This is a genomic window from Phyllobacterium sp. SL163 (assembly GCF_049896885.1).
Taxonomy (GTDB): domain Bacteria; phylum Pseudomonadota; class Alphaproteobacteria; order Rhizobiales; family Rhizobiaceae; genus Phyllobacterium; species Phyllobacterium calauticae.
Window position 1 is genome coordinate 47,505 of the sequence record NZ_JAFCVE010000005.1, and the last position, 23,858, is coordinate 71,362.

Here is a 23,858-nt window from a genome sequence, read left to right on the forward strand (position 1 = left end):
CACTTTGAATGGGGTGCCGTTACGGATGGCGCAAATTAGCGCCGTTATCATGACAGGAACGACCTTGAAACGTTTTCTTGCCGTCGCCATACTTCCATTTCTCACCATGCTGACCGCATGCAATGCCGTCGTCATGAGCCCGTCTGGCGACGTAGCTGCACAGCAGCGGGATCTCATCGTCATCTCGACCATCCTGATGCTGATCATCATCGTACCCGTCATGCTGTTGACGGTGTTTTTCGCATGGCGTTATCGCCAATCCAATACAGAGGCACGTTACGAACCCGATTGGGATCACTCGACGCAACTGGAACTGATCATCTGGGCCGCGCCGCTCCTCATCATCATCTGCCTTGGCGCGCTGACATGGATGGGTACGCATCTGCTTGATCCCTACCGCCCGCTGGATCGCATTGCGCCCGGCAGGCTGGTCGACAAGCAGGTCAAGCCCCTGCAGGTGGAAGTCGTGGCGCTCGACTGGAAGTGGTTGTTCATCTATCCGGAATATGGTGTGGCGACGGTCAACGAACTGGCTGCCCCGGTGGATCGGCCAATCGATTTCCGCCTGACATCGTCGGCGGTCATGAATTCATTCTACATTCCGGCGCTTGCAGGCCAGATCTACACCATGCCGGGTATGCAGACGAAACTCAGCGCCGTCATCAATCACCCCGGCACCTTCGAAGGCTTCTCGGCGAACTATAGCGGCGCGGGTTTCTCGGGCATGAAATTTGCTTTCCTCGGCCTGTCCGATGCCGATTTTGACAAGTGGATGGCCGACGTGAAAGCGCAGGGCGCCAAGCTGGATCGAAACGCCTATCTCGAACTTGAACGGCCCAGCGAAAACGAGCCGGCGCGCCGGTATGGCAGTGTCGAGACACAACTCTTCACCGCCGTGCTCAACCGCTGCGTCGAGCTTGGCAAAATGTGCATGGACGAGATGAGTTCAATCGATGCCAAGGGCGGGCTCGGGCTTGCCGGCATCAACAATGTCCACCCGCTCGAATATGACAAATACAGGCGACGCGGCGCCATTTTTGCGCCGCCGACAACCTATGTCGCACGGATATGCACGACGGAAGAGGAAGAGAGAATGCGTGCGGCCGCACAATCTCCACTGCTGTCACCACGCAACACCTCACCAATACTCGGTGCCGGACTGCCACGCCCAACTGCCCCACTGTTCGGCGCACAGCGCCGTCCATCGAATTCCTGAACGGATTGAGTCCGACATGTTTGATAATCCCGATCTTCTCAAGGCGGTCTTCGGCCGGTTGACCCTGGAATCCTTCCCGTATCATGAGCCGATCCTGGTCGGCACATTTGCCATGGTGGCCCTTGGCGGTTTGGCGCTGGTGGGGCTTCTCACCTATTACCGCCTCTGGGGCTACCTCTGGCGCGAATGGTTCACCAGCATCGACCACAAGCGCATCGGCATCATGTACATGATCCTCGGCATCGTCATGCTGCTGCGCGGCTTTGCCGACGCCATCATGATGCGCCTGCAACAGGCCATGGCCTTCGGCGGCTCCGAGGGCTATCTCCCGGCCCACCACTATGACCAGGTGTTCACCGCCCACGGCGTGATCATGATTTTCTTCGTGGCCATGCCGCTTGTCACCGGTCTGATGAATTTTGTCGTTCCGCTGCAGATCGGCGCGCGTGACGTGTCCTTCCCGTTCCTCAACAATTTCAGTTTCTGGATGACCACGGCCGGGGCGATCCTCGTCATGATGTCGCTGTTTGTCGGGGAATTCGCCAAGACCGGCTGGCTCGCCTATCCCCCGCTTTCCAACATCGGATACAGTCCCGATGTCGGGGTGGACTATTACATATGGGCGCTGCAGATCGCGGGTATCGGCACGCTCCTGTCCGGCGTCAATCTGGTGGCGACCATCGTCAAGATGCGCGCCCCCGGCATGACCATGATGAAGCTGCCGGTCTTTACCTGGACTGCGCTCTGCACCAACGTGCTGATCGTAGCAGCGTTCCCGGTATTGACCGCCGTTCTCGCCCTGCTCAGCCTTGACCGCTATGTCGGCACCAACTTCTTCACCAATGATTTCGGTGGCAACCCGATGATGTATGTGAACCTCATCTGGATTTGGGGTCATCCGGAGGTTTACATTCTCATTCTGCCGGCTTTCGGCATCTTTTCCGAGGTCACTTCCACGTTCTCCGGCAAGCGTCTGTTCGGCTACACGTCGATGGTCTATGCCACGGTCGTCATCACCATCCTCGCCTATCTCGTCTGGCTGCACCACTTCTTCACCATGGGCTCCGGCGCCAGCGTGAATTCCTTCTTCGGCATCACGACGATGATCATCTCGATCCCCACCGGGGCCAAGATATTCAACTGGCTGTTCACGATGTATCGCGGGCGCATCCGGTTCGAATTGCCGATGATGTGGACGATCGCCTTCATGCTGACCTTCGTCATCGGGGGCATGACCGGCGTGCTGCTCGCCGTGCCTCCGGCAGACTTTGTCCTGCACAACAGCCTGTTCCTCGTAGCGCACTTCCACAATGTTATCATCGGCGGCGTGCTGTTCGGCCTGTTTGCCGGCATCAGCTACTGGTTCCCGAAGGCATTCGGCTTCAAGCTCGATCCGTTCTGGGGCAAGATGTCATTCTGGTTCTGGGTCATCGGCTTCTACTTCGCCTTCATGCCGCTCTATGTACTCGGCCTGATGGGTGTGACCCGGCGCCTGCGCGTGTTCAACGATCCGTCCTTGCAGATCTGGTTCGTGATTGCGGCTTTCGGCGCCGTCCTGATCGCCATCGGCATCCTGTCCTTCCTCATCCAGATCTATGTCAGCATCCGCAACCGCGAGAAGCTGGCCGACCTGACAGGCGATCCTTGGGATGGACGCACACTGGAATGGTCGACCTCGTCGCCGCCACCGGCCTATAATTTCGCCTTCACGCCGGTCGTGCATGACCTAGATGCATGGCACGACATGAAACGACGCGGCTACACCCGTCCACTCGAAGGCTTCAAGGCCATCCATATGCCCAGCAACACCGGCACAGGCATCATCCTGGCGGTCCTGAGCATCATCTTTGGCTTTGCCATGATCTGGTACATCTGGTGGCTCGCGGCAGCCAGCTTCATTGCCCTGCTTGCCGTCACCATCGGACATACCTTCAACTACAAGCGCGACTTCCACATACCGGCGGAGGATGTTGTCCGCACGGAGGGTGAGCGAACCGCTCTTCTCGCAGGAGTTGCACGATGAGTTCACCAGCTTCCGCAGTGCACGGGGACGGCGCGGCTCCGACATTCTATCTCGTTGACGAACATGATCATGCCGAAGGCGGCAGCACCATGTTCGGCTTCTGGATTTACCTGATGAGCGACTGCCTCATCTTCGCCGTGCTGTTTGCGACCTATGGCGTGCTTGGCAGCAATTACGCCGCCGGGCCGTCACCCAAGGATCTCTTTGATCTGCCGCTCGTGGCAATCAACACATCGATGCTGCTTTTCTCGTCCATCACCTATGGCTTTGCCATGCTGACGATGGATAAGGGACGCATTGCCGCGACACAGGGATGGCTGGCCTTGACCGGTCTGTTCGGCCTGGCATTCCTTGGCATCGAGCTCTACGAATTCGCGCACATGATCCATGAGGGCGCAACGCCGCAACGGAGTGCGTTCCTGTCATCGTTCTTTACGCTCGTCGGGACACACGGCCTGCACGTCACCGTTGGCCTGGTCTGGCTGGTCACGCTCATGATCCAGGTCAAGCGTTATGGCCTTATCCAGGCAAACAAGCGCCGGTTGATGTGCCTCAGCCTGTTCTGGCACTTCCTCGACGTCATCTGGATCGGCGTCTTCACCTTTGTTTATCTGATGGGAATGTTGCGATGACACCAGCACATACGGATGATCACGGCCACGCGGAAGACGATGGGCACGCCCATGGTTCCCTGCGATCCTATCTGATCGGTTTTGGCCTTTCGGTCATCCTGACAGCCGTTCCCTTCTGGCTGGTCATGACCGGCGCACTGGACTCCAAACAGGCAACCGCATTCGCGATCATGGCTTTGGCCGTGATCCAGATCGTGGTTCATATGGTGTTTTTCCTGCACATGAATGTTCGGTCGGAAAACGGCTGGAACATGATGGCGCTGATCTTCACACTCGTCCTTGTCGTCATCACCCTGACCGGCTCCCTATGGGTCATGTACCACCTCAATACCAACATGATGCCCGGGCATGACATGAGCCAGATACCGTGATGGCAGAATAACTCCGGGACGATGCAATGGATGATGATGGCCATTCTCCAAGCTCCCGGCCCAGAGCTCTGTGGCAACTCGGCCTCCTCGGTCTGATCGGCCTTTCGGGCGTGCTTTTGCTGACAGGACTTGGCGTCTGGCAACTGGAGCGGCGTATCTGGAAGCTCGACCTTATCCAGCGCGTCGAACAACGTATCCACGCACCGGCAGTTCCCGCACCCGGTCCGTCCCAATGGCCTGGGATCGATGACACGGAAGCCTACCGTCATGTCCAGGTCCGCGGGCATTTCCGGGCCGGCCATGACACGCTTGTAAAGGCCGTGACCGAACGCGGCAGCGGTTCCTGGGTCATTTCACCATTCCAGACCGATGATGGTTTCACCGTCCTGATCAATCGAGGCTTTGTACCGGACGATGCTGCGCAGGATTCATGGCAAGTGAGCGATGTGACGGCGCAGTCCGTGACCGGTCTTCTTCGCATGACCGAGCCTGGCGGCGGCTTTCTGCGGCGCAACGACCCCGCTGCCGACCGCTGGTACTCCCGCGATGTCCCTGCCATCGCCACCGCGCGCGCACTCGGAGAGGTAGCCCCCTATTTCATCGACAGGGATGCCGGTACCAACGCGCGGGACCTGCCGATCGGCGGCTTGACGGTTATCCGTTTTCCCAACAATCATCTGGTTTATGCCATAACATGGTTCGCACTTGCGCTCATGCTGGCCGCGGCTTTGATTTATGTTGGACGATATGAATGGCAAGTCCGCAAAACCATGCGATTGAATCAGGCCTGATATGTTGAACCCAGAGGCGAACCGAGTGGATTCGAACCAGATCCGCCAAACTGAAGACGGCCTGATGGCCGGGCTTGGGCCAGCAACGCCTCCGGCTGACTACACCGCCAACTGGAAGAACATGAACCTGCTGGTCCAGCTTCGCTGGATCGCGGTCATCGGGCAGGTCGTGACCATCGCCGTTGTGCATGAATGGCTCAATCTTGAGTTGCCATTGCTGCCGATGTTCCTGGTTCTGGCTGGTTTGATCGGGCTGAATCTCGCCAGTATCGTCTGGCTCCGCAATGACCAGATCACCACGCAGGCTTCCCTGTTCATTGTCCTTGTCTTCGACGTGGCAGCGCTCACGGCGCAGCTCTATTTGAGCGGTGGCGCGACCAATCCATTTATCTTTCTGTATCTGCTGCAGGTCACACTCAGCGCCGTCTTGCTTGACGCACGCTTGACCTCGGCAATCGTCGCTATCGCCGGCATAAGTTTTGCCGGCCTGACGGTGTTCTACGAGCCAATCATTCTGCCCGGTCAAGGCCCCGACGAACTTTTCCGCCTTCACATCATCGGCATGCTCATCTGTTTCGTGCTCGATGCCGCCCTGCTCGTCGTCTTCGTTGCCCGCATCAATCGCAACCTGCGTGAGCGCGACGCCAATCTTGCCGCCCTGAAACAGCATGCGGCGGAAGAAGACCATATCGTCCGCATGGGCCTGCTTGCCTCCGGCGCGGCACACGAACTGGGCACGCCTCTTTCTTCCCTGTCGGTCATCCTCGGAGATTGGCGACGGGTTCCGGCTCTTGCCGCAGATCCCGATCTCGTTCAGGAAATCGATGAAATGCAGGCCGAAGTGCAGCGTTGCAAGGCCATCGTCACGGGCATTCTGCTGGCGGCAGGCGAGGCACGCGGCGAAGCGCCCACGGTGACCACCGTCAATGCCTTCCTGGACGAACTGGTCGCCGAATGGCGGGCGGCGCGGTCCGCAACGACGCTTTCCTACGGAAATGCCTTCGGGCTCAATCTCACCATCGTTTCCGACTCGGCGCTCAAGCAGGTCATCTTCAACGTTCTCGACAATGCATTCGACGCATCGCCGGGATGGGTCGGATTTCTGGCGGAACGCGAGGGTGATATGCTGGTGCTGCGTGTCAACGATGCCGGGCCCGGGTTCCAGCCGGACATATTGGCAAAGTTCGGCAAGCCCTACCAGTCAAGCAAGGGCCGTCTCGGCGGCGGTCTTGGACTGTTTCTGGTCGTCAATGCCGTGCGCAAGCTCGGCGGTGCCGTGCATGCCCGCAACCTGCCGCAGGGCGGCGCGTCCGTGACACTGGAACTGCCGCTTGCCTCGCTGGCCATCGGAGTGCGCGAACATGACAAATGATCGGCTGCTGGTTATCGTCGAGGACGATACGGCGTTTGCCCGAACGCTGAAACGTTCGTTCGAACGGCGCGAATACCGTGTGGTGCTGGCAAGCGGACTGGAAGAACTCCGCGACATCCTGCAAACCCAGTCACCCCACTACGCCATCGTCGATCTGAAACTTTCCGGCGCGTCAGGCCTTACCTGCGTCGAGGCGCTGCACGCCCATAATTCGGAAATGCTGATCGTTGTGCTCACAGGATTCGCCAGCATCGCCACCGCCGTGGAAGCGATCAAGCTCGGCGCCTGTCATTACCTCGCCAAGCCCTCCAATTCCGACGACATCGAAGCGGCTTTCAGCAAGGCCGCAGGCAATACGGAGATCGATCTGACCGCGCGCCCGACATCGATCAAGACGCTGGAATGGGAGCGTATCCACCAGATGCTGGTGGAGACAGACTTCAACATTTCGGAAGCAGCCCGGCGCCTTGGCATGCACCGCCGCACCCTCGCCCGCAAACTGGAGAAACGCCGGGTGAATTGACCCGGCGCTGCTCTTCACCTATCGGCCGGGCTGGTTGCGCAGCTTTTCCGCTTCCGCATAAAAGCGCTTTTCCCATTCCTTGTGATTGTCGAGCCCTTCCCGGATGAACGGGGTGAACACCGCCAGGTTCATCAACATCCAGTTGACGAGATTGGCTGGAAACCGTGTGGGTTTGACGAAATCGACAAAGAGAACGACGCGTGTCTTGTCCGTGTGATTCCACGCCTCATGCTCGTAGGCATCGTCGAAAATCAGCGCCTTGCCTTCGTGCCAATGGCAAATCTGGTCTTTGACGCGAATGGCCAGCCTGTCTGACTGTTCGGGAACGATCATGCCGACATGGAGCCGCAGCACGCCATTATAGGGGCCGCGATGCGGCGGCAAATGCTTGCCGGGCTCGAAAATCGAGAACATGGCCGTCTTCAGATTGGGAATCTTCTGCACGGCCGCCCATGTCTTCGGACAGGCCTGAATGTTCTGTTCCGATTTCACCCCGAAGCCGATCAGGAAGAAAGTCTTCCAGTTCTTGTCGGTCGAGATGGTTTTGACGTCCGTGGAAATCTCCTGGAACGCCGGCAATTCACTCTGCCGGAGAAGGACACGATCAAGTTCGGTGCGGATTTCCGGCCAGGCTTTCTCAATCTCGCTTGACCAGGGAAAGGTTGCATTGTCGTAGACGGGAGGATTGCCGAATTTGGCATATTTGAGATTGAGCCCTTCGGCCCAGGAGACAATGCTCATGAAAAAACGGGTGACCCGGCTCGGGCGATCCATCGGTGCGATACCGGCCGTCGCGAAGGATTGATCCGCATTTCCAGTTTGCAGTTGTCCTGAATCTGTTTCTTTCAATGTTCTGTCAGTCACGATCATCCCAATCATTCATTGGTCTTACCGAAAGTCCACCCGCCATCGCTATCGGAGCGCGGCCGGACATTCGCACCGGCCAGATTATACGATCCAGGCGGAGTTTCTAGGTGCTGCAGCAATAATTGAGAAGCCAACTCACCTTTTTCAAAGGCTTTTTTGGTCATTCCACAGGCGCAATGGGGCCCTTTCCGGTAGCGTTTGGCTAAAAGCCGAGGGTTTGCTGGGCCGGTTCAGGCGGGCCGACATGCACGCCTTCAAGTTCCAGCATGCGGATTTTGGAGGTTGAGCCGCCGGGCGCCGAGAAACCACCCACCTTGCCGCCCGCCGCCAACACCCGGTGGCAGGGGATGATCAGGGCGACCGGATTCTTCGCCATCGCCTGCCCCACGTCCCGTGCGGCTTCCGGACCGGCACCGAGCTCCTTGGCCAATCCGCCATAGGTGACCGTATGACCCCAACCAATCCGCCGGACAGCATCATATATGCGTTTGAAGAACTCATCCTGCCCATCAAGGTCCAGCACGATTCCGGAAAAGTCGGTCTCTTCGCCTTTGAAATAGCGCTTGACCGCCGCAACCGCTTCGGAAATTGCCGGCGTGGGCGCTGCAGGTTCGGCGACTGGCAGGCGCCGGAGCAAAAGCCGCTCCGTTCCCTCCGCACTCCTTGTCGGAAGCTGGAATCGCGTAACACCACGTGTATTCCAGGCAATTCCGCAAAACCCGCCTTCGGTTTCAAAGATATGATAGCTGTGCACTGTCTGACCCATGACATGGCCTCCGTCTTTCACATGTCATGAACATCATCCCGGCGGCCCCGGAATTCAACCCGTTTCTTGCACCGGGAGAATGCTGTTGCCAGCCCATGACACATTCAATGAGCGGGAGCTCCGCTTGCCTGGCCTTTCTTGGTCAGAAGCACGAAGAACGCGGCAATGATCAGCATTGCACCCAGCACAACGAACGTGTCGCTGTAGCCCATGATCAGCGATTGCCTTTTGACCGTCTGGCCAAGCGCAATGATCGCCTGTTCACGCGCCGCAACCGGGTCTGTCACGCCATGCGCCATGAAATAGGCTGTCATCTGATCAAGCCTGCCACGAACTGTTTCACTGAACAGATTGACAGAATTGCCAATGGTGTTGGAATGGAACTGTTCCCGTTTGGTGACGATCGTGGCCAGCATCGCCGTGCCGAATGCACCGCCGAGGTTTCGCAGCATGTTGAAAACACCGGATGCTGCAGCGGACTCATGGCGGGCAACACCAACCATCGCGATGGCCGTCAGCGGTGCCATCACTACAGCCTGCCCGACGGCGCGAACGATGTTGGGCAGCCAGAGCTGATCGCCGGAATAGTTGGCCGACATGTGAATATTCATGAAACAGCTGCCGCCGAACACGCACAAACCGAGAAAGACGATGATGCGCGTATCAAACCGGCCCATCAGCATCGGAACGAACGGTATGATCAAAAGCTGCGGCAAGCCGGTCCAGGCCATGACCGAGCCAATCTGTTCGGAATTGTAGCCCTGCACCTGACCAAGATATTGCGGCAGCAGATATACCGACCCATAGAGACCGAAGCCGACAAGCATGTTGGCAACGGTGCCGAGGCCAAAATTGCGCCGTTTCAACAGACGCAGATTAACGGCCGGGTTCTTCACGGTCAGTTCGATCCAGACAAACAGTGCCAGAAACACCACAGCGATAATCGTCAGGCGAACGATGAAGGGCGAACCCAGCCAATCGTTCTTGTTGCCTTCTTCGAGCACCGTCTGAAGTGCGCCAAGACCGATGGCCATGGCCAGAATGCCGAACCAGTCGCCTTCCCTCAGCAGGCCGAGGTTCATCGGCTGGCGCTCGAGATTGAGATAGAGCGCGGTGACCATGAAGGCGCCGGGAACGAGATTGATAAAGAATATGTACTGCCAGCCGTAATTCTCGGTGAGGTAACCGCCGATGGTTGGACCGATCGCCGGCGCAAAGGTTGCGGTGATGGCAAAAAGAGCCATGCCAACGGAATGCTGTGACCGCGGCAGCTTGGTCAGGATCAGCGTGAACGCCATCGGAATGAGCACGCCGCCGGTAAAACCCTGAATAGCTCTGAGAATGATCATCTCTTCGAGATTGCGCGCAAAGGCGCAAGCCACCGAAAATGCCAGGAACAGCAGGGCATTGACCAGCAGGAAACGCCGGAAGGAAAACACCCGGCTGAGATAGTCGGTCAACGGGATGACAATGATTTCGCCGATGAGATAGGCCGTCGAAATCCACGCGCCATTGTCGACGCCAGTGCCGATACCGCCCTCGATATTGAGGAGCGAGGCATTGGTGATCTGGATATTCAGCACAGCCATGAAGGCGCCGATCAGGCCGGCAAAGACGGTAATCCACGTCTTGAGGCTTGCGGGGCGTTCCTGATCGGCAACGGGTGTGGCAGCAACGGACATTTTCTTCGTCCTATCCGGATTTGCTAGTTGGCGGCCTTGAAGCAGGCAGTCTCGCCGCACTTGGCCGCGCCTTCGGAATCCTTGAGATTGATGGTCGGGGTCACCGACATGCCGGGACGCAACAGGCCGGTGAGCTTGCTGTCATTGTCGAGGACAACCTTGACCGGAATGCGCTGCACGATCTTGGTGAAATTCCCCGTTGCGTTGTCCGGCGGCAGCAAGGCAAATTCCTGGCCGCTGGCCGGTGCAATGCTGTCGACACGCCCCTTCAAGGCGACACCCGGGAAGGTGTCGACGGCGATATCGACAGGCTGGCCTTTTTTCACATCCGTGAGCTGGGTCTCCTTGAAGTTGGCGATGACGTAGACATCGTCAACCGGAACGACCGCCATCAGCTGGGTTCCGGACTGGACATACTGTCCGACGCGCAGGGTGCGATTGCCAACCACGCCATCCACCGGCGAGACGATCGTCGTGTAACCCAGATTGAGCTCGGCCTGATCCTGAACGGCCCTGTCGCGTGCAAGCGCGGCGTTCATCTTCGCCAGTTGGGCTTGCAGCACGCCAACCTGTTTCTGCGCCGAAACAACGGCGCCTTCGTCACGCTGAAGCGTCGCCTTGGCAATATCCAGTTTGGAAACAGCCTGCTGGGCGTTCTGCACGCTTCCCGCGCCTTGCGTTGCAAGGGCACCGTAACGCTCATTGTCCTGCTGGGCGAATTTCAAGCTGGCCTGATCGACCGATACGGTCGACTGCGCCTGGGCAATCGCTGCCTGCTGCTGGTCGAGGCTCGCCACGATGTTCTCTATGTCAGCCTGTGCCGCGGCGACATCAGCCTTCGCCTGCTCAAGCGCAACTACGTAATCGCGGTCATCTATTTTTGCGAGGGGCTGATTGGCACGGACGGGTTGATTGTCCGCCACAAGCACTTCGCGCACATAGCCGGAAACCTTCGGGGCAACGATGGTGGAATCGGCCTTCACATAGGCATCATCGGTTGATTCCTGGAACCGTCCGACGGTCCAGTAGTGCCAGCCGAAATTCGCTCCCAGGCCCACAACGATCACAGCCGCGCCAATCAGCAGCAACTTTCGAACATTGTGCGGCGGCTGCTTATGCGGCGGCTCTATCTTGCCTTCCTGCGGTGCCGACATGGCTTCGTCGGCGCTCAGTGTCTTTTCAACCTTGAGATCGAGGGGTTGCGTGTTTTTGGTCATGGCGAATGCCCTTAGTTGAGGAACTAGATCGGCACGGTTCATTGGGAGAACTCGGGTCGGGGATAAATAAGGAACCCAGCAGTTCCCTAATTATGTCTGGACAATTCCGTTTGCAAGACAGAAAATGCGCAAGCAACTATTTTTGAAGACCGAAAGCAGAAGACTGGTGACAAAACCAACGGATACAATCGAGATCGAGCGGGACAATCAGGACGAAAACACACCAGAGATCAAACGTCCGCGCGGACGGCCGCAAAACCGGTCTGACGCGGAGACGAAACACCTGATCCTGCAGACCGCCACCCAGGTGCTGCTGGAAAACGGCTACACCGCGACCCGGATGGAGACGGTTGCCCGGGAGGCGGGTGTTGCAAAACGGACCATTTACCGTTTCTGGACAACGAAATCCGAACTGCTTGCGGCCATCGTCGCAGAACGCGGCGAGCAGATCGCCAGCAGGGTCGACGCCTTCCTGCAGACGATTCATCCGGAATCACTGGACCATTTGGGACTGAAACACGCACTCGAACATATCCTGAGCGAATTTGCGCACCTTGTCCTATCCGACCAGACCGTCGCATTCTATCGTCTGGTGACGGCCGAAGCCCTGAACTTTCCGGAAGTGGCCAGAGCCTTCTATCGGGAAGGTCCGTCGCGAAGCTCGGCCATGGTTGCCCGGTTTTTGGAACAGCAGGAAAAGCGCGGGCTGATCAAGCTCGATAATTCCAAGATTGCCGCAACGATGCTGCTCGGCATGGTGACCGCAGAACCCTTCCGCATCGCGACACTGGGGCTGGCCAGCGTTCCCGAAGACCGCGAGATCGAAGAGCGCGTGGCCATGGCAGCGGCATTGTTCCTCGAGGGATGCAGCATCAGGCCAGCCAGTTCCGGATAGTTTACTCTTTCTGCAGCCCGAGATAATCCGTGAGTTCGCGTGCCGCGGCACCGCCGGCGCGATTTGCACCGATGGTGGACGCCGAAGGACCGTAACCGACCAGATGAATGCGCGGGTCCTTGGCAACCTGTGTCGCCAGCCTGCCCGACATGATGATGCCGCCATTCTCCTCGCGGATCTGGAGCGGGGCAAGATGATCGAGCGAACTGCGGAACCCCGTGCACCACAAGATGACGTCGGCGCGCTGTTCCCGGCCATCGGACCAGCGTATGCCATTCCGGGTGATCCCGGCAAACATGGGCAGCCGTTTGAGCACACCACGCGCCTGTGCTGCGCGCAGCGCCGGCGTCCACGGAATCCCGGTGACTGAGACCACCGACCCCGGCACCAGCCCGCGTCGCACCCGGTCTTCCACAATCGCCACCGCCGCCCGCCCATCTTCCGGCGTAAATGGTGTATCGCGAAACTGCGGTTCCTGCCGCGTCACCCAGGTTGTTGAGGTGACCCGGGAAATTTCGTCCAGGAGTTGCAGCGCGGAAATGCCGCCACCGACAACAACGACATGCTTTCCGGCAAACTCATCCGCCGTCTTGTAATCATGGGTATGCAGCTGCCGGCCCTCAAAATTTTCCGCCCCCGGATAGGCTGGAATATAGGGCGTCTCCCACGTTCCCGTCGCATTGATGATGCCGCGCGCAGAAAACCCACCCTCTTCGGTCTCGATACGAAAGCGCCCGTTGCGCTCGCACACAACCTTGACCGTCTGCGGCCGGTAGACCGGCAATTCGAACTTGCGTTCATAGGCGGCGTAGTATTGCGGCACCGCTACCGATGCCTTGACTTCGTCACCGGCATCAACCGCCTCGACAAACCGCAGCCCCGGCAGATCGTGAACGCGATTGACCGTCGTCAAAGTCAGGGATGGCCAACGGTACTGCCACGCACCACCGGCACCGGGCGACTTGTCCAGAACCAGGTAATTCTTCCAGGATTTCAGGCCAAGCTGTTGCAGATGATAGGCGGAGGAAAGACCCGCCTGCCCGGCACCGATCACGACAATATCCGCCTTCAACAGCGCGCGCGCGTCGTGTTGTCCCGAAGGAGCATCCGCGCCGTGCACAGGTATGGGAGGGGCCGCTTGATCTGAAGGCATAGCCGATCATAAATTCGATCCGCGCAAATTCAAGTTCCGGCGATTGACTTTTACACCCGACCGGAACCGTGCGCCGGCGCGGGCTTCGTCAGTTGCTCAACCAGTTCGCGCGCATGAGGATGCAGATCCTCAAATCTGCGTGCGCAGATGGCCAGATGCCGCGTGGCCCACCTATCCGTCAGACGCACCGAATGAATGGGCATCGAGCGGCGATATCTCTTCGCTGCAGTCTCCGGGACGATTCCAAACCCGACATCCCGAGCAACCATACGGCAAATGCCTTCAAAGGTCCGCAGACGAATACGGAAGGCAAGAGCATGACCGGCACGTGCTGCGTGATCACCGAGATAATCCTGCAGCGGACTGCCGGCACTCAATCCGACAAATTCCTGCCCGGCGACATCGGCGAATGCGATACGGCTATGCCCCGCCCATCGGCTCGCGCGGGCAACAACCAGGACCAGGCGGTCAATGGCAAAGGGCCGCAATTCCAGACTGCCGTGATCCACCGCATCCGTGATCACACCGATATCGGCGGAACCGCCTGCCACCGCCTTGACGATCTCCGTGCTGAGACGCTCCTTCAAATCGATATCGACATTGGGCCGGACGGCGAGAAAGGCCGCAAGCCTTTCCGGCAGAAATTCCGTCATGGCCGCAGTATTCGCCATCAGACGAATGTGACTTTTCAGGCCCTTCGAGAATTCGCCCAGCTCCCCGCGCATCTGCTCGATCTGCCGCAGGACAATACGGGCATGATGGGCAACCGCATCGCCAGCCGGTGTGGTTGTGACGCCGCGCCGGCCGCGTTCAAGCAGCGGGAGACCGATGACGTCTTCCATGCCACGAAGCCGGGCACTTGCGGATGGCAACGTCATGTTGGCCTGCGTGGCACCATGGGTGATGCTTCCGGCTTCCACAACCAGAAGAAAGAGACGCAGATCAGTCAGGTCGAAACGCATGCATAGGGGTGTAGCACTCAATCTGCCTTCGGCATAGCCTTAGGCAGAGTTCGGTTCTTCCGCATTGTGAACAGTGCCATCCCGCGCAATGCTGGGGCATGTTTGACCTGTCCGCAGCTTCTCTTCTCATGATTGCCCTGACGTTCTTCCTTGCCGGTATGGTCAAGGGTGTGACCGGAATGGGGCTGCCGACCGTCGCCATGGGGATTCTCGGGACCATCATGCCTCCGGCAGGCGCAGCGGCGTTGCTGCTCGTTCCGTCCTTCGTCACCAATGTCCTGCAATTGCTTTCCGGGCCAAGCTTTGCGGTCCTCGCATTGCGGCTGTGGACCATGATGCTCACCATCCTGCTGGGAACCATTGCAGGTGCCTGGCTTATGGCCAATGATACTGCTGGATGGACCACGATGGGTCTCGGCGCTGCCTTGATACTCTATGCGGGTTTCGGTCTTGCAGCCCGCCAGTTGTCGGTTCCGCGCAGCCTGGAACCCTTTCTGTCGCCGCTCGTTGGCATCGTCACGGGCGTCATAACCGGCGCAACAGGCGTTTTCGTCATACCGGCCGTTCCCTACCTGCAGGCGCTGGGTTTGGCCAAGGACGATTTGATCCAGGCGCTTGGCCTGTCCTTTACCGTGTCCACCGTCGCGCTCGCAATCGGGCTGACATCGGGCGGAGCGTTGCAGTTCGATAGCATGAGCACGTCAGCTCTCGCATTGGCACCTGCGCTGTTCGGCATGTGGTGCGGTCAGAAGGTGCGCGATGCCATCAGCCCTGCAACTTTCCGCCGCTGGTTCCTGGTCTGTCTCTTGCTGCTTGGACTGGAGCTGGTTGTGAAGCCGTTGTTCTAACATCCGCCGATATCGATCTTCTGCGCCCCATCTGATCGCTGCCAGGGACGGCTGAAAGCAAAAACCCGTGCTGCGTTCTTCAGCACGGGTTTGAATGGCATCGTTGGGTTCGTCTCGACCAGCCTACTCCTGGCGCTGACCAGTCAGGCTGAGCAGCAGCTGGAAGATGTTGACGAAGTTCAGATAGAGCGAGAAAGCGCCGAAGACCGCGAGCTTCTGCTGCGATTCGGAATCATGGCTCTCGGCATACTGTTCCTTGATCGACTGTGTGTCCCAGGCGGTCAACCCGATGAACACCAGCACACCGGCTACGGATACGATGAACTGCAGCATCGACGAGCCGAGGAAAAGATTGACGAGGCTCGCGATGACCACGCCGATCAGACCCATCATCAGGAAGGAGCTGAACTGCGACAGGTCACGCTTGGTCGTGTACCCGTAGAGGCTGGTTGCGCCAAACATCGTTGCCGCAATGAAGAATGTGCGGGCAATGCTGGTTCCGGTGAAAACAAGGAATACGGATGCCAGGGACAGGCCCATGACCGCGCAGAAGGCCCAGAACATGGCCTGTGCCGACGATGCGGACATGGACTGCATCTTGAACGAGAAAAACATGACGAAGGCCAGCGGCGCCAGCATCACGACCCACTTCAACGGCGTCGAAAAGATAGGCACATAGAGAGCCGGTGTTGAGGCAACGACAAAGGCCACAAGACCGGTCACAACCAGACCAAGGCCCATGTAGTTGTAGATGCGCAGCATATGCTGGCGCAGGCCTTCATCAAAGGCCGCGGATGACTGGCCGCGTGCCGTATCCATCCCATAACGCAGAGGTGTATTCATAAACTCGGTTCCTTTCGGTTCGTTGGATCAGTAAAGGGTTTTGGCAAGGCCCAGCGCAGCCTTTTCCAGATCTGCCGTTGCAGCATCCGAAACGAGCGCATAGGCGACATCGCCAATTTGAAAATAGGCTGCAGACGTGCCGTTCACGCGGAGAGCGCGCGGTTTGACGACATCAAACGCGCCGGGACGCACCGCAAAGAGCGAAATCGGACCGAGGCTGTCGGACCGAATTTCCATTTCGACACTCGGTCCAAAATTGGACGGAAACAGTTGAACGTCATGCACCGTCCACTTCTCAGGCATTGCGGGTATCACGATTCCGGTCGACGCCCGTATCTCCGCGGGGTCGTAGCTGCGGGTTTCCGGCTGCGATACCATTTCGGCACGGAGCGATGATGTCTTGTGCGCCATGATGGCGTCTGAGACGTAGGCCGGCGGCGGCGTGGCGGCGACAACTTTGGAGACGGTCAAAGGACCGAACCCCGCATGTGCCATCCAGCCCAGGGCCAGCAGCACCCCAACCGCCGCAATGCGTTGCAAACCGCCAAACAGCCGGTCCCGCCCGAGACCCCGTTCAAGCCGGTGCGCGAGTTCTGATGTTTCCGGAGACCCGGCCGTATGTCCCTGCGCCAGCGCAAGCCGAAGTTCGTCGCGCGACTGCAGATCGGACATGACACGAGCGGCCTGTTCCGGGTGCTGCGACAGGTAACGTGCAATCTCAATCCGGCGAAGGGTATCGAGCTGGTCGTCTATATAGGCGTCCAGATCCGCTTCGACGACGGGATCGATCGTTTCAGTCATCTCGGCCTCCTACAATTTTCAAATGACCGGCCTTTCCCAATTGCCGGTCGTTTTCGTGGGAACGAAGGGTTGCGCGGGCCCGGCTGATCCGCGACATCAAGGTACCGACCGGGATGTTCAATGTGTTCGCCGCTTCTTCGTAGGAAAGACCTTCCAGCGCAACGAGATGAAGTGCGGACCTCTGCTCTTCAGGAAGAGCAAAAAATGCTTCCCGCACCTGGCCAAGCCGGACGGAATGTTCCTGTGGCGCATCGATGGCCACATCGGCAAGGGAATAGGCAGCTTCCAACGTCCGGGCCTCCACGGCGCTCGACCGCTTGACGTCGATGAACCGGTTGTGAAGGATCGAAAGCAACCACCCCCGAAGCGTATTGCCGTGACGAAACCCGCTTCGCCGCTCATAGGCGCGCAAAAGCGTATCTTGGACGAGATCCTCTGCATCCGCGTCGTTCCGGGTCAGGGAACGGGCATAACGGCGAAGAGAACCAAGCTGTCCAACAACATCAAAACGTGGTTTCGGCGTTTTCATATGGTGTATACGGAGCCCATGCGGTTTTATTCCCGTTACACGAAATTATTTTATTGTAGCACAAACGGATTATCTGGTTTGGGCCGGCGCGAACGGAGCCATCATGCCGAGATACGGCTTGACCAGCGGCGAAGCGTAGCCGCCGCGTTTGCTTGTCGTCAGGCCCAGCGTCACCAGACCTTCCGCGAGCTTGACCGCAGCGCCAACGCCGTCGACAACCGGGACGCCATATTCCTGTTGCAACCGGCGGGCAAGGTCAGCCATCCCTGCGCAACCCAGGACAATGGCTTCAGCCTGATCGTCCCGCAGCGCTTTTTCGATTTCAGCGCGGAGCTTTGTCGCGGCACCGGATGATGGATCATCGAGGGACAATACGGGAATGGCCGCAGCTCTTACGGTGGCGCGGTCCGACATCCCATAGCGATGCACCAGGCCCCTCACCGGCATGATCGAACGCTCAAGGGTTGTCACGATAGAAAAACGCTGCGCGACGAGCGCTGCGGTTGCGACGGCCGCCTCGCAAATGCCGAGTACGGGAATGGATGCCATGGCCCGCGCAGCATCAAGGCCCGTATCATCGAAACAGGCGATGATTGCCGCATCGGCCCCGCTTCTTTCGCCCTCGGCGATCTCCGTGAGCAAGCCGGGGACCGCAAATGCCTCGTCATAGTAGCCCTCGATCGACACTGGCCCCATGCGCGAGGTCCGAGCGCTGATCTCGGTTGCTGGACCAGCCACAGAACGGGCCGCACTCTCGATCGAGTTGGTCATGCTGACGGTGGTATTGGGATTGACGAGCAGAATGCGCATTTGCTGTTTATCCGACATGTGCACGGCGGCGGCCAAGAACGATGATCGCCGTCAGAGCAGCAATGATAACCAGGAATGAGAAGGCCGACGTAACGGTACCCAGCGCATAAAGCACAGGGGTCGTCACATTCGTCGTCATTCCGTAGATCTCGAGCGGCAAAGTGTTGAATGTGCCGGCGGCCATCAACGTACGGGCAAATTCGTCATAGGAAAGCGTAAAGCCAAAGAGCCCGACACCAATCAGGCTCGGAGCAATCATTGGCAGAAGCACGTGGCGAAAGGTCTGCCAGGCATTGGCGCCAAGATCACGCGCCGCCTCTTCATAGACCGGTGAAAAGCGATTGAACACGGCGAACATGATGAGCACACCGAAGGGCAGCGTCCAGGTCAGATGCGCACCGAGCCCGGATGACCACCATGCGGGCCTTATGCCGAGTACCTGAAAAAACAGGCCAATGCCGAGGCTGATCAGAATGGAAGGCACGACAAGACTGGAAATCGCGAGATAGAAGAGCAGCGTCGATCCCCTGAATTTGCGCCGGAATGCCAGACCGGCCAACAGCGAAACCACCACCGTGATGACCGTGGTCATGAGCCCCAGGATCATGGACCGGCGGAATGACCCGCCAAAATCACCGACGGCCTGCTGCTCGAAGAGATTGCTGAACCAATGCAGCGACATTCCATTCATCGGAAAGGTCAACCCTCCGGACGGTCCCTGAAATGACAGAATAAAGATTGTCGTGAGCGGCCCGTAGAGGAAAAGCACGAACAGTGTGAAGAAGAAGGCGAGAATATAGAATTCGCGGGATCTTGTCTCCGAATGCATGTCAGAGTTCCTTGCGAATATCGACGACACGCAGGATCGCGGCAACGATCAACAGCACGACAATCAGGAGAATGACCGCATTGGCGGCGGCGGCAGGATATTGCAGGAGCGAAATCTGGTTTGCCATCATCAGGCCGACGGAGGCGCTTTGTCCGCCCGACATGAAACGCACGGTAATGAAATCACCCATCACCAGCGTGACAACGAAAATCGAACCAATGGCAATGCCGGGCTTGGCCAGCGGTATGATGACATTCGTCAATATCTGAAATCCGGAGGCGCCGGCATCGCGTGCGGCCTCGATGAGCGAGCGATCGATACGCATCAACGTGTTGAAGATGGGCGTGACCATGAAGAGCGTGTAAAGATGCACCATCGCCAGGACGACCGCAAACTCTGAAAACAGCAGAAACTCAAGTGGCTTGGGAACAATGCCAAGCTGGATCAGCGATGAATTGATCAGGCCATTGCGCCCCAGGAACGGCACCCATGAAATCATCCGGATGATGTTCGAGGTAAGGAACGGCACAGTGCAGACAAGAAACAGCACCATCTGCATGGTGGTTGAACGGATATGGAAGGCAAGGAAATAGGCCACCCAGAAACCGATAAGCAAGGTGAGACCCCAGACGATCAGCGTGAACTTGAAGGTGTTCAGATAAATCTTCCACGTGACCCACGAGCCCAGTGTTTCGGTATAATTGAAGGTGACGAAATCCGGATAGATCCGTACGGAGTCATAGTCCCAGAAGCTGACCATGACGATTGTAAGGATCGGCAACAGCAGAAACAGACCGAGGATAAGCGCCAGCGGCATCGCCTGGAGATAGGAGAGCAACGGGAGGATCGACTTGGGCCATATCCTGCGAAATGGCCTGGCGAACTTGTCCGGCTCGTTGGTTGTATCAGCGGAAAGATCTGTTGTTGTCATGGAACGTTCCTCTGGAAGGACAGGCCGCCTTTCCCCCGGGGGAAAAGGCGGCCAAGCTGCACGTCAGGCGGCGATGAACTCGTTCCATTTGCGGACCATGTAACGATCCTCGTCCATGACGGAATTCCAGCATGCAACTGCACCCATGCGGGCTTCGAATGCCCCGCCATCGCGAACTGCCCCCGCCTTCTCCATGACTTTGCCATCGGGAGCAACGATGTCGCCCGCAGCCGGCTTGCCTTCCATCCAATACCCCCATTCATCCGCCGTCATGAAGTTCTTTGCGGTTTCAGGCGCTGCGGAATAATAGCCCTGCCGATTGAGATAGGCGCCCACCCAGCCGGAGAGATACCAGTTGATATATTCATAGGCGGCATCAAGCTCGATGCCGCTCAGGTGCTTGGCGAGACCGAGCCCGCCACCCCAGGCGCGATAGCCCTCCTTCAGCGGCTGATACTTGCAGGCTATGCCCTTGGAGCGGACGGCAGCGACGGCCGGCGACCACATGGACTGGATGACCACCTCACCGGAAGCCATGAGATTCACGCTTTCATCGAATGTCTTCCAGAAGGAGCGGAACTGGCCATCTGTTTTCGCCTTGATGAGGAAGGCAACTGTCTGGTCGATTTCCGCCTTCGTCATATTGCCCTTGTCGCCATACTTGATGGTGCCCATGGATTCGCAGATCATGGCAGCGTCCATGATGCCGATGGACGGAATATTGATGATCGACGCTTTGCCCTTGAAGGCAGGGTCCATGATATCCGCCCAGCTGGTGATGTCGCGGCCGACCAGATCCGGCCGGATACCAAGGGTATCGGCATTGTAGATCGTCGGGATCAGAGTCATCCATTTGGTCGGTTCGGCGGCAAATTTCGTTGAGTCCGCGCTTTCGACAAAGCCCACCGTATGGGGCGCTGTTCCCTGCGCGATCTTGCTTTCCGGAGTCAGTTTGCCGGTTACGAAAAGCGGGGCGATCTTGTCGAAATACTTCATCTTCGACACATCCATCGGCTGCATGACACCCGCTGGAAAGACCTTCTTGGCGATCCAATATTCGATATCGGCGATATCATAGCTGTCCGGCTGTGTGACCGCGCGCTGGGTCACCGCGTCGGAATCGAGCGCCGTTATCTGAAGCGTGAAGCCGAGATCCTCCTTCACCTTGTTGGCAACGTCATTGAGGTTGGAAACGCCTGTTCCGAACTGGCGCAGTGTTACATTCTTGATGTTCTGCGCCCAGATGGTCGGAAAGCCGGTAATGGCGCCGGACCCGGCGACCAGACCTGCAGCCGCGGCGCCTGTCTTCAGAAACGCGCGTCTGTTCAATCCTGCCTTGTGTTTGATTGTATCTGTCATGTTCAGTTCCCCTTTTTTGGTTGTTTCATTCAGGAGTTCAGACGCCCAAGAATGATGGCGTCATTGCTGTCCCAGGCGAGCGGGATGGCTTCACCCACGAAAACAGGCTTTTCATCGAAGGCCTGGTCGCTGACGATGACCGTGAAATCATCGATGCCGGCACCGGCTACCGAGAGCTTTATCGACGCGCCGCGGTATTCGATGTTGGAAACCACGCCGGTAAACCCGAAACCCGCCGCCGGCGCGCCGCTGATACGGACGCGATCGGTGCGGATGGCGATATCGATGGCCGCTCCGGCCTCGGCATGACCTGCGGCGGCGAGCGAAATACCGCCCGGAACATCAAAATGGACAAGGCCCTTCGAACTGTTCGCAACCCGTCCGGAAACCACATTGTGATCGCCCATGAAGCGCGCCACAAAAGCTGTCGCGGGTCGCTCGAACACGGTTCGCGGATGCGCCGCCTGCTCGATCCTGCCATCGTTCATCACAACGATGAGATCCGCCAGCGCCATCGCTTCTTCCTGGCTGTGCGTGACATGGACGAAGGTTATGCCCAGGCTGGTCTGCAGTTTTTTGAGCTCAGCGCGCATGCGTATCTTGAGAAACGGATCGAGAGCGGAAAGCGGTTCGTCAAGCAGGAGCGCTTCCGGGTCAGTGATCAGGGCGCGTGCAAGCGCGACCCGCTGCTGCTGCCCGCCGGAGAGTTGTGCGGGCCGGCGGGTCGCATAGGCGTCCATCTGCATCAGTTTGAGCATGGCCATTGCCTTGGCGCGCCGCTCTTCCTTGCCGACGCCCTTCATCTTCAGGCTGAAGGCGACGTTGTCGATGAGATCGAGATGCGGAAACAGAGCATAGGACTGAAACATCATCGCCGTGCCACGCTTGGCCGGAGGAAAATCCGTCACCACAGTGTTGCCCAGTCGGATATCACCGCTTGAAATCACTTCGTGGCCCGCAATCATCCGCAATGTCGACGTCTTGCCGCAACCGGATGGCCCCAGAAGACAGCAATATGTCCCGGCGGGAATCTTCAGGCTGATCGTGTCCACGGCCGTTGCGGTACCGTAGACTTTCGAAACCGATACGATGTCAATTTCAGCGGCTTTGCTCATGCAGCGTTCCCTTTTCTGCCCACTGGAGCTCTGCATATACCGTGCCAATTCCGAGACTTTTTCCTAAGCCTCTGGAATCCTTGCGCCAATTTCCGCAGGATCAGTTTCCCAGCGCATACCGCAATGCTGCAATGCACAATTTATGTTCAATGTTTTCAATCTTCGGTGAAATTGTATGCAATTTATATTTCCACAGCGTGCAATCTTGGATGCTGGTCTTAGCTGGAAATCGCGCTAAAAGAGACTTGGAAGGCAGGAACCGATGAAGCCAGCAATTGAGACAGTCCCGTTACGCGATGATGCGCAAGATGACCGTTCGCAACTCATTCGTGAGGCGCTTTACAATGCTATCGTCGAGCGAAGGCTGGCCCCGGGCACAAAGCTGATCGAGACCGAGGTGGGCGAGCTTTTCGACGTCAGCCGCACGGTCGTGCGCGCCGCATTGCAGATGCTGGCGTTTGAGGGACTGGTCAAGATCGAGCGCAATCGGGGCGCGTTCATCGCCTATCCCTCACCAGACGAAGCGCGGCAAATCTTTGAATCCCGCCGGGTCATCGAGCCGGAGATTGCCATGCGTGCGGCTGAGCGCATGGTAATCGCTGACATCGACATGTTCCGAAGCCATTTGAGAGAAGAAGAACGGTTGCTTGCGGAGCGAGGACCAAATGCGCGGCGCGCGGCGATCAAAGCTTCTGGCGATTTTCACCTGATGCTCGCGGCGGTTGCCGGAAATCAGATTCTTGAGCGTTTCATGCGGGAACTGATCGCCCGATCATCCCTCGTCATCGCATTATACGGACAATCCGGGGCTTCGAGCTGCGCCAGATCGGAGCATGCGGATATTCTCGGCGCGCTTATCGCACGGGACGGAAAAAAAGCCGCCGGCACGATCCTCCACCACATCGATCACATTGAAGAAGATCTTGATTACAGGGCTGCCGGCAATGCGCCGCTGCGTCAAGCGCTGCGGTTGTAGGTTTCATCCCAAAAGGGAAGGATTTCATATTCCTTCAGTCCTATGCCTTTTGGTTTCGGTGCAGACGCGTTTGATGACGAGCGCAGCCGCAAAACCCAACCCCACCACGCCAAGCACGAGTATGACAGGCATCTGAGCGCCAACAAACCAATAGAAAACGGCGAACAGACCTAACAACGCCAGAAGCGCGACGAGCGCTGAACGCTCCGTACTCACCTTAAATCGGCAACTGCCTATCATGGCCACAATGCCAATCAGGACCGCCCCCATCCCCACGATGAGTGGCAGTGCTGCCATGAGCACTGGCTCGGTTGTTCCGTCCATGCGTATTCCCGTTTCTTGAATTT

General features: G+C 58.1%; 25 protein-coding genes. 10 read left to right on the top strand and 15 right to left on the bottom strand.

All coding sequences use genetic code 11. The features are described 5' to 3' along the window. Window positions 1-64 precede the first annotated feature (64 nt). From cyoA to ACP7B1_RS12540, 7 genes are all read left to right on the top strand, one after another. Window positions 65-1,216: a ubiquinol oxidase subunit II gene (gene cyoA / locus ACP7B1_RS12510; RefSeq protein ID WP_403182756.1), complete on the top strand. Its 1,152-nt coding sequence runs from the start codon at window positions 65-67 to the stop codon at window positions 1,214-1,216. 16 nt (window positions 1,217-1,232) lie between these two features. Then, window positions 1,233-3,239: a cytochrome o ubiquinol oxidase subunit I gene (gene cyoB / locus ACP7B1_RS12515; protein ID WP_346304916.1), complete on the top strand. Its 2,007-nt coding sequence runs from the start codon at window positions 1,233-1,235 to the stop codon at window positions 3,237-3,239. Continuing rightward, window positions 3,236-3,871, top strand: a complete 636-nt coding sequence (gene cyoC, locus ACP7B1_RS12520; RefSeq protein ID WP_346304917.1) for a cytochrome o ubiquinol oxidase subunit III — start codon at window positions 3,236-3,238, stop codon at window positions 3,869-3,871. The genes cyoB and cyoC overlap by 4 nt, the downstream gene beginning before the upstream one ends. Continuing rightward, on the top strand, window positions 3,868-4,242 hold the full coding sequence (gene cyoD, locus ACP7B1_RS12525) for a cytochrome o ubiquinol oxidase subunit IV (protein ID WP_346304918.1): 375 nt from the start codon (window positions 3,868-3,870) through the stop codon (window positions 4,240-4,242). The genes cyoC and cyoD overlap by 4 nt, the downstream gene beginning before the upstream one ends. Before the next feature lie 26 nt (window positions 4,243-4,268). Then, window positions 4,269-5,033: an SURF1 family protein gene (locus ACP7B1_RS12530; RefSeq protein WP_346304919.1), complete on the top strand. Its 765-nt coding sequence runs from the start codon at window positions 4,269-4,271 to the stop codon at window positions 5,031-5,033. 64 nt (window positions 5,034-5,097) lie between these two features. Next, a complete protein-coding gene (locus ACP7B1_RS12535) occupies window positions 5,098-6,405 on the top strand; it encodes an ATP-binding protein (RefSeq protein WP_346304927.1) in 1,308 nt (435 codons plus the stop codon). Continuing rightward, window positions 6,395-6,928 (top strand): response regulator transcription factor, encoded by a 534-nt coding sequence (locus ACP7B1_RS12540; RefSeq protein WP_346304920.1) that lies wholly within the window; start codon window positions 6,395-6,397, stop codon window positions 6,926-6,928. Before ACP7B1_RS12535 ends, ACP7B1_RS12540 begins: the two co-directional genes overlap by 11 nt. An 18-nt stretch (window positions 6,929-6,946) precedes the next feature. Here the strand turns inward: ACP7B1_RS12540 and ACP7B1_RS12545 are convergent, their stop codons facing one another. From ACP7B1_RS12545 to ACP7B1_RS12560, 4 genes are all read right to left on the bottom strand, one after another. Then, window positions 6,947-7,798, bottom strand: coding sequence for an aspartyl/asparaginyl beta-hydroxylase domain-containing protein (locus ACP7B1_RS12545; protein WP_346304921.1), 852 nt, complete (start codon window positions 7,796-7,798; stop codon window positions 6,947-6,949). A 199-nt stretch (window positions 7,799-7,997) separates the two neighbouring features. Next, window positions 7,998-8,561, bottom strand: coding sequence for a methylated-DNA--[protein]-cysteine S-methyltransferase (locus ACP7B1_RS12550; protein ID WP_346304922.1), 564 nt, complete (start codon window positions 8,559-8,561; stop codon window positions 7,998-8,000). A gap of 104 nt (window positions 8,562-8,665) precedes the next feature. After that, entirely contained in the window at window positions 8,666-10,243 is a 1,578-nt protein-coding gene (locus tag ACP7B1_RS12555) for a DHA2 family efflux MFS transporter permease subunit (RefSeq protein WP_426136947.1), read from the bottom strand. Between the two features lie 23 nt (window positions 10,244-10,266). Continuing rightward, window positions 10,267-11,460 carry an HlyD family secretion protein gene (locus tag ACP7B1_RS12560; RefSeq protein ID WP_426136948.1) on the bottom strand — a complete coding sequence of 398 codons (1,194 nt, stop codon included), beginning with the start codon at window positions 11,458-11,460 and terminating at the stop codon, window positions 10,267-10,269. Between the two features lie 166 nt (window positions 11,461-11,626). On the opposite strand from ACP7B1_RS12560, the gene ACP7B1_RS12565 reads away from it, so the two are divergent. Next, on the top strand, window positions 11,627-12,355 hold the full coding sequence (locus ACP7B1_RS12565) for a TetR/AcrR family transcriptional regulator (RefSeq protein ID WP_346306796.1): 729 nt from the start codon (window positions 11,627-11,629) through the stop codon (window positions 12,353-12,355). A 1-nt stretch (window position 12,356) separates the two neighbouring features. Here ACP7B1_RS12565 and ACP7B1_RS12570 read toward each other — a convergent pair whose 3' ends face one another. After that, entirely contained in the window at window positions 12,357-13,508 is a 1,152-nt protein-coding gene (locus tag ACP7B1_RS12570; RefSeq protein WP_346306795.1) for an NAD(P)-binding domain-containing protein, read from the bottom strand. A 50-nt stretch (window positions 13,509-13,558) separates the two neighbouring features. After that, window positions 13,559-14,491, bottom strand: coding sequence for a LysR family transcriptional regulator (locus ACP7B1_RS12575; RefSeq protein ID WP_346306794.1), 933 nt, complete (start codon window positions 14,489-14,491; stop codon window positions 13,559-13,561). Window positions 14,492-14,568: 77 nt separating this feature from the next. On the opposite strand from ACP7B1_RS12575, the gene ACP7B1_RS12580 reads away from it, so the two are divergent. Next, on the top strand, window positions 14,569-15,318 hold the full coding sequence (locus ACP7B1_RS12580; protein ID WP_346306793.1) for a sulfite exporter TauE/SafE family protein: 750 nt from the start codon (window positions 14,569-14,571) through the stop codon (window positions 15,316-15,318). Between the two features lie 123 nt (window positions 15,319-15,441). On the opposite strand, the gene ACP7B1_RS12585 is transcribed toward ACP7B1_RS12580, so the two are convergent. The 8 genes from ACP7B1_RS12585 to ACP7B1_RS12620 form a co-directional block, all read right to left on the bottom strand. Then, complete coding sequence (locus ACP7B1_RS12585) at window positions 15,442-16,161, bottom strand: Bax inhibitor-1/YccA family protein (RefSeq protein ID WP_346306792.1); 720 nt, start codon at window positions 16,159-16,161, stop codon at window positions 15,442-15,444. A 27-nt stretch (window positions 16,162-16,188) separates the two neighbouring features. Further along, complete coding sequence (locus tag ACP7B1_RS12590; protein ID WP_346306791.1) at window positions 16,189-16,962, bottom strand: anti-sigma factor; 774 nt, start codon at window positions 16,960-16,962, stop codon at window positions 16,189-16,191. After that, window positions 16,955-17,491 carry a sigma-70 family RNA polymerase sigma factor gene (locus ACP7B1_RS12595; RefSeq protein WP_346306790.1) on the bottom strand — a complete coding sequence of 179 codons (537 nt, stop codon included), beginning with the start codon at window positions 17,489-17,491 and terminating at the stop codon, window positions 16,955-16,957. The genes ACP7B1_RS12590 and ACP7B1_RS12595 overlap by 8 nt, the downstream gene beginning before the upstream one ends. Before the next feature lie 69 nt (window positions 17,492-17,560). Next, entirely contained in the window at window positions 17,561-18,301 is a 741-nt protein-coding gene (locus tag ACP7B1_RS12600) for an aspartate/glutamate racemase family protein (RefSeq protein WP_346306789.1), read from the bottom strand. 7 nt (window positions 18,302-18,308) lie between these two features. Then, entirely contained in the window at window positions 18,309-19,130 is an 822-nt protein-coding gene (locus tag ACP7B1_RS12605) for an ABC transporter permease (protein WP_346306788.1), read from the bottom strand. Between the two features lies 1 nt (window position 19,131). Then, complete coding sequence (locus ACP7B1_RS12610) at window positions 19,132-20,061, bottom strand: ABC transporter permease (protein WP_426136949.1); 930 nt, start codon at window positions 20,059-20,061, stop codon at window positions 19,132-19,134. Window positions 20,062-20,124: 63 nt separating this feature from the next. Then, a complete protein-coding gene (locus ACP7B1_RS12615) occupies window positions 20,125-21,420 on the bottom strand; it encodes a PotD/PotF family extracellular solute-binding protein (RefSeq protein ID WP_346306787.1) in 1,296 nt (431 codons plus the stop codon). Between the two features lie 29 nt (window positions 21,421-21,449). After that, window positions 21,450-22,535: an ABC transporter ATP-binding protein gene (locus tag ACP7B1_RS12620; RefSeq protein ID WP_346306786.1), complete on the bottom strand. Its 1,086-nt coding sequence runs from the start codon at window positions 22,533-22,535 to the stop codon at window positions 21,450-21,452. Between the two features lie 262 nt (window positions 22,536-22,797). On the opposite strand from ACP7B1_RS12620, the gene ACP7B1_RS12625 reads away from it, so the two are divergent. After that, window positions 22,798-23,511, top strand: coding sequence for a GntR family transcriptional regulator (locus ACP7B1_RS12625; protein WP_346306785.1), 714 nt, complete (start codon window positions 22,798-22,800; stop codon window positions 23,509-23,511). Between the two features lie 24 nt (window positions 23,512-23,535). Here ACP7B1_RS12625 and ACP7B1_RS12630 read toward each other — a convergent pair whose 3' ends face one another. Then, on the bottom strand, window positions 23,536-23,835 hold the full coding sequence (locus ACP7B1_RS12630) for a hypothetical protein (RefSeq protein WP_346306784.1): 300 nt from the start codon (window positions 23,833-23,835) through the stop codon (window positions 23,536-23,538). Window positions 23,836-23,858 lie beyond the last annotated feature (23 nt).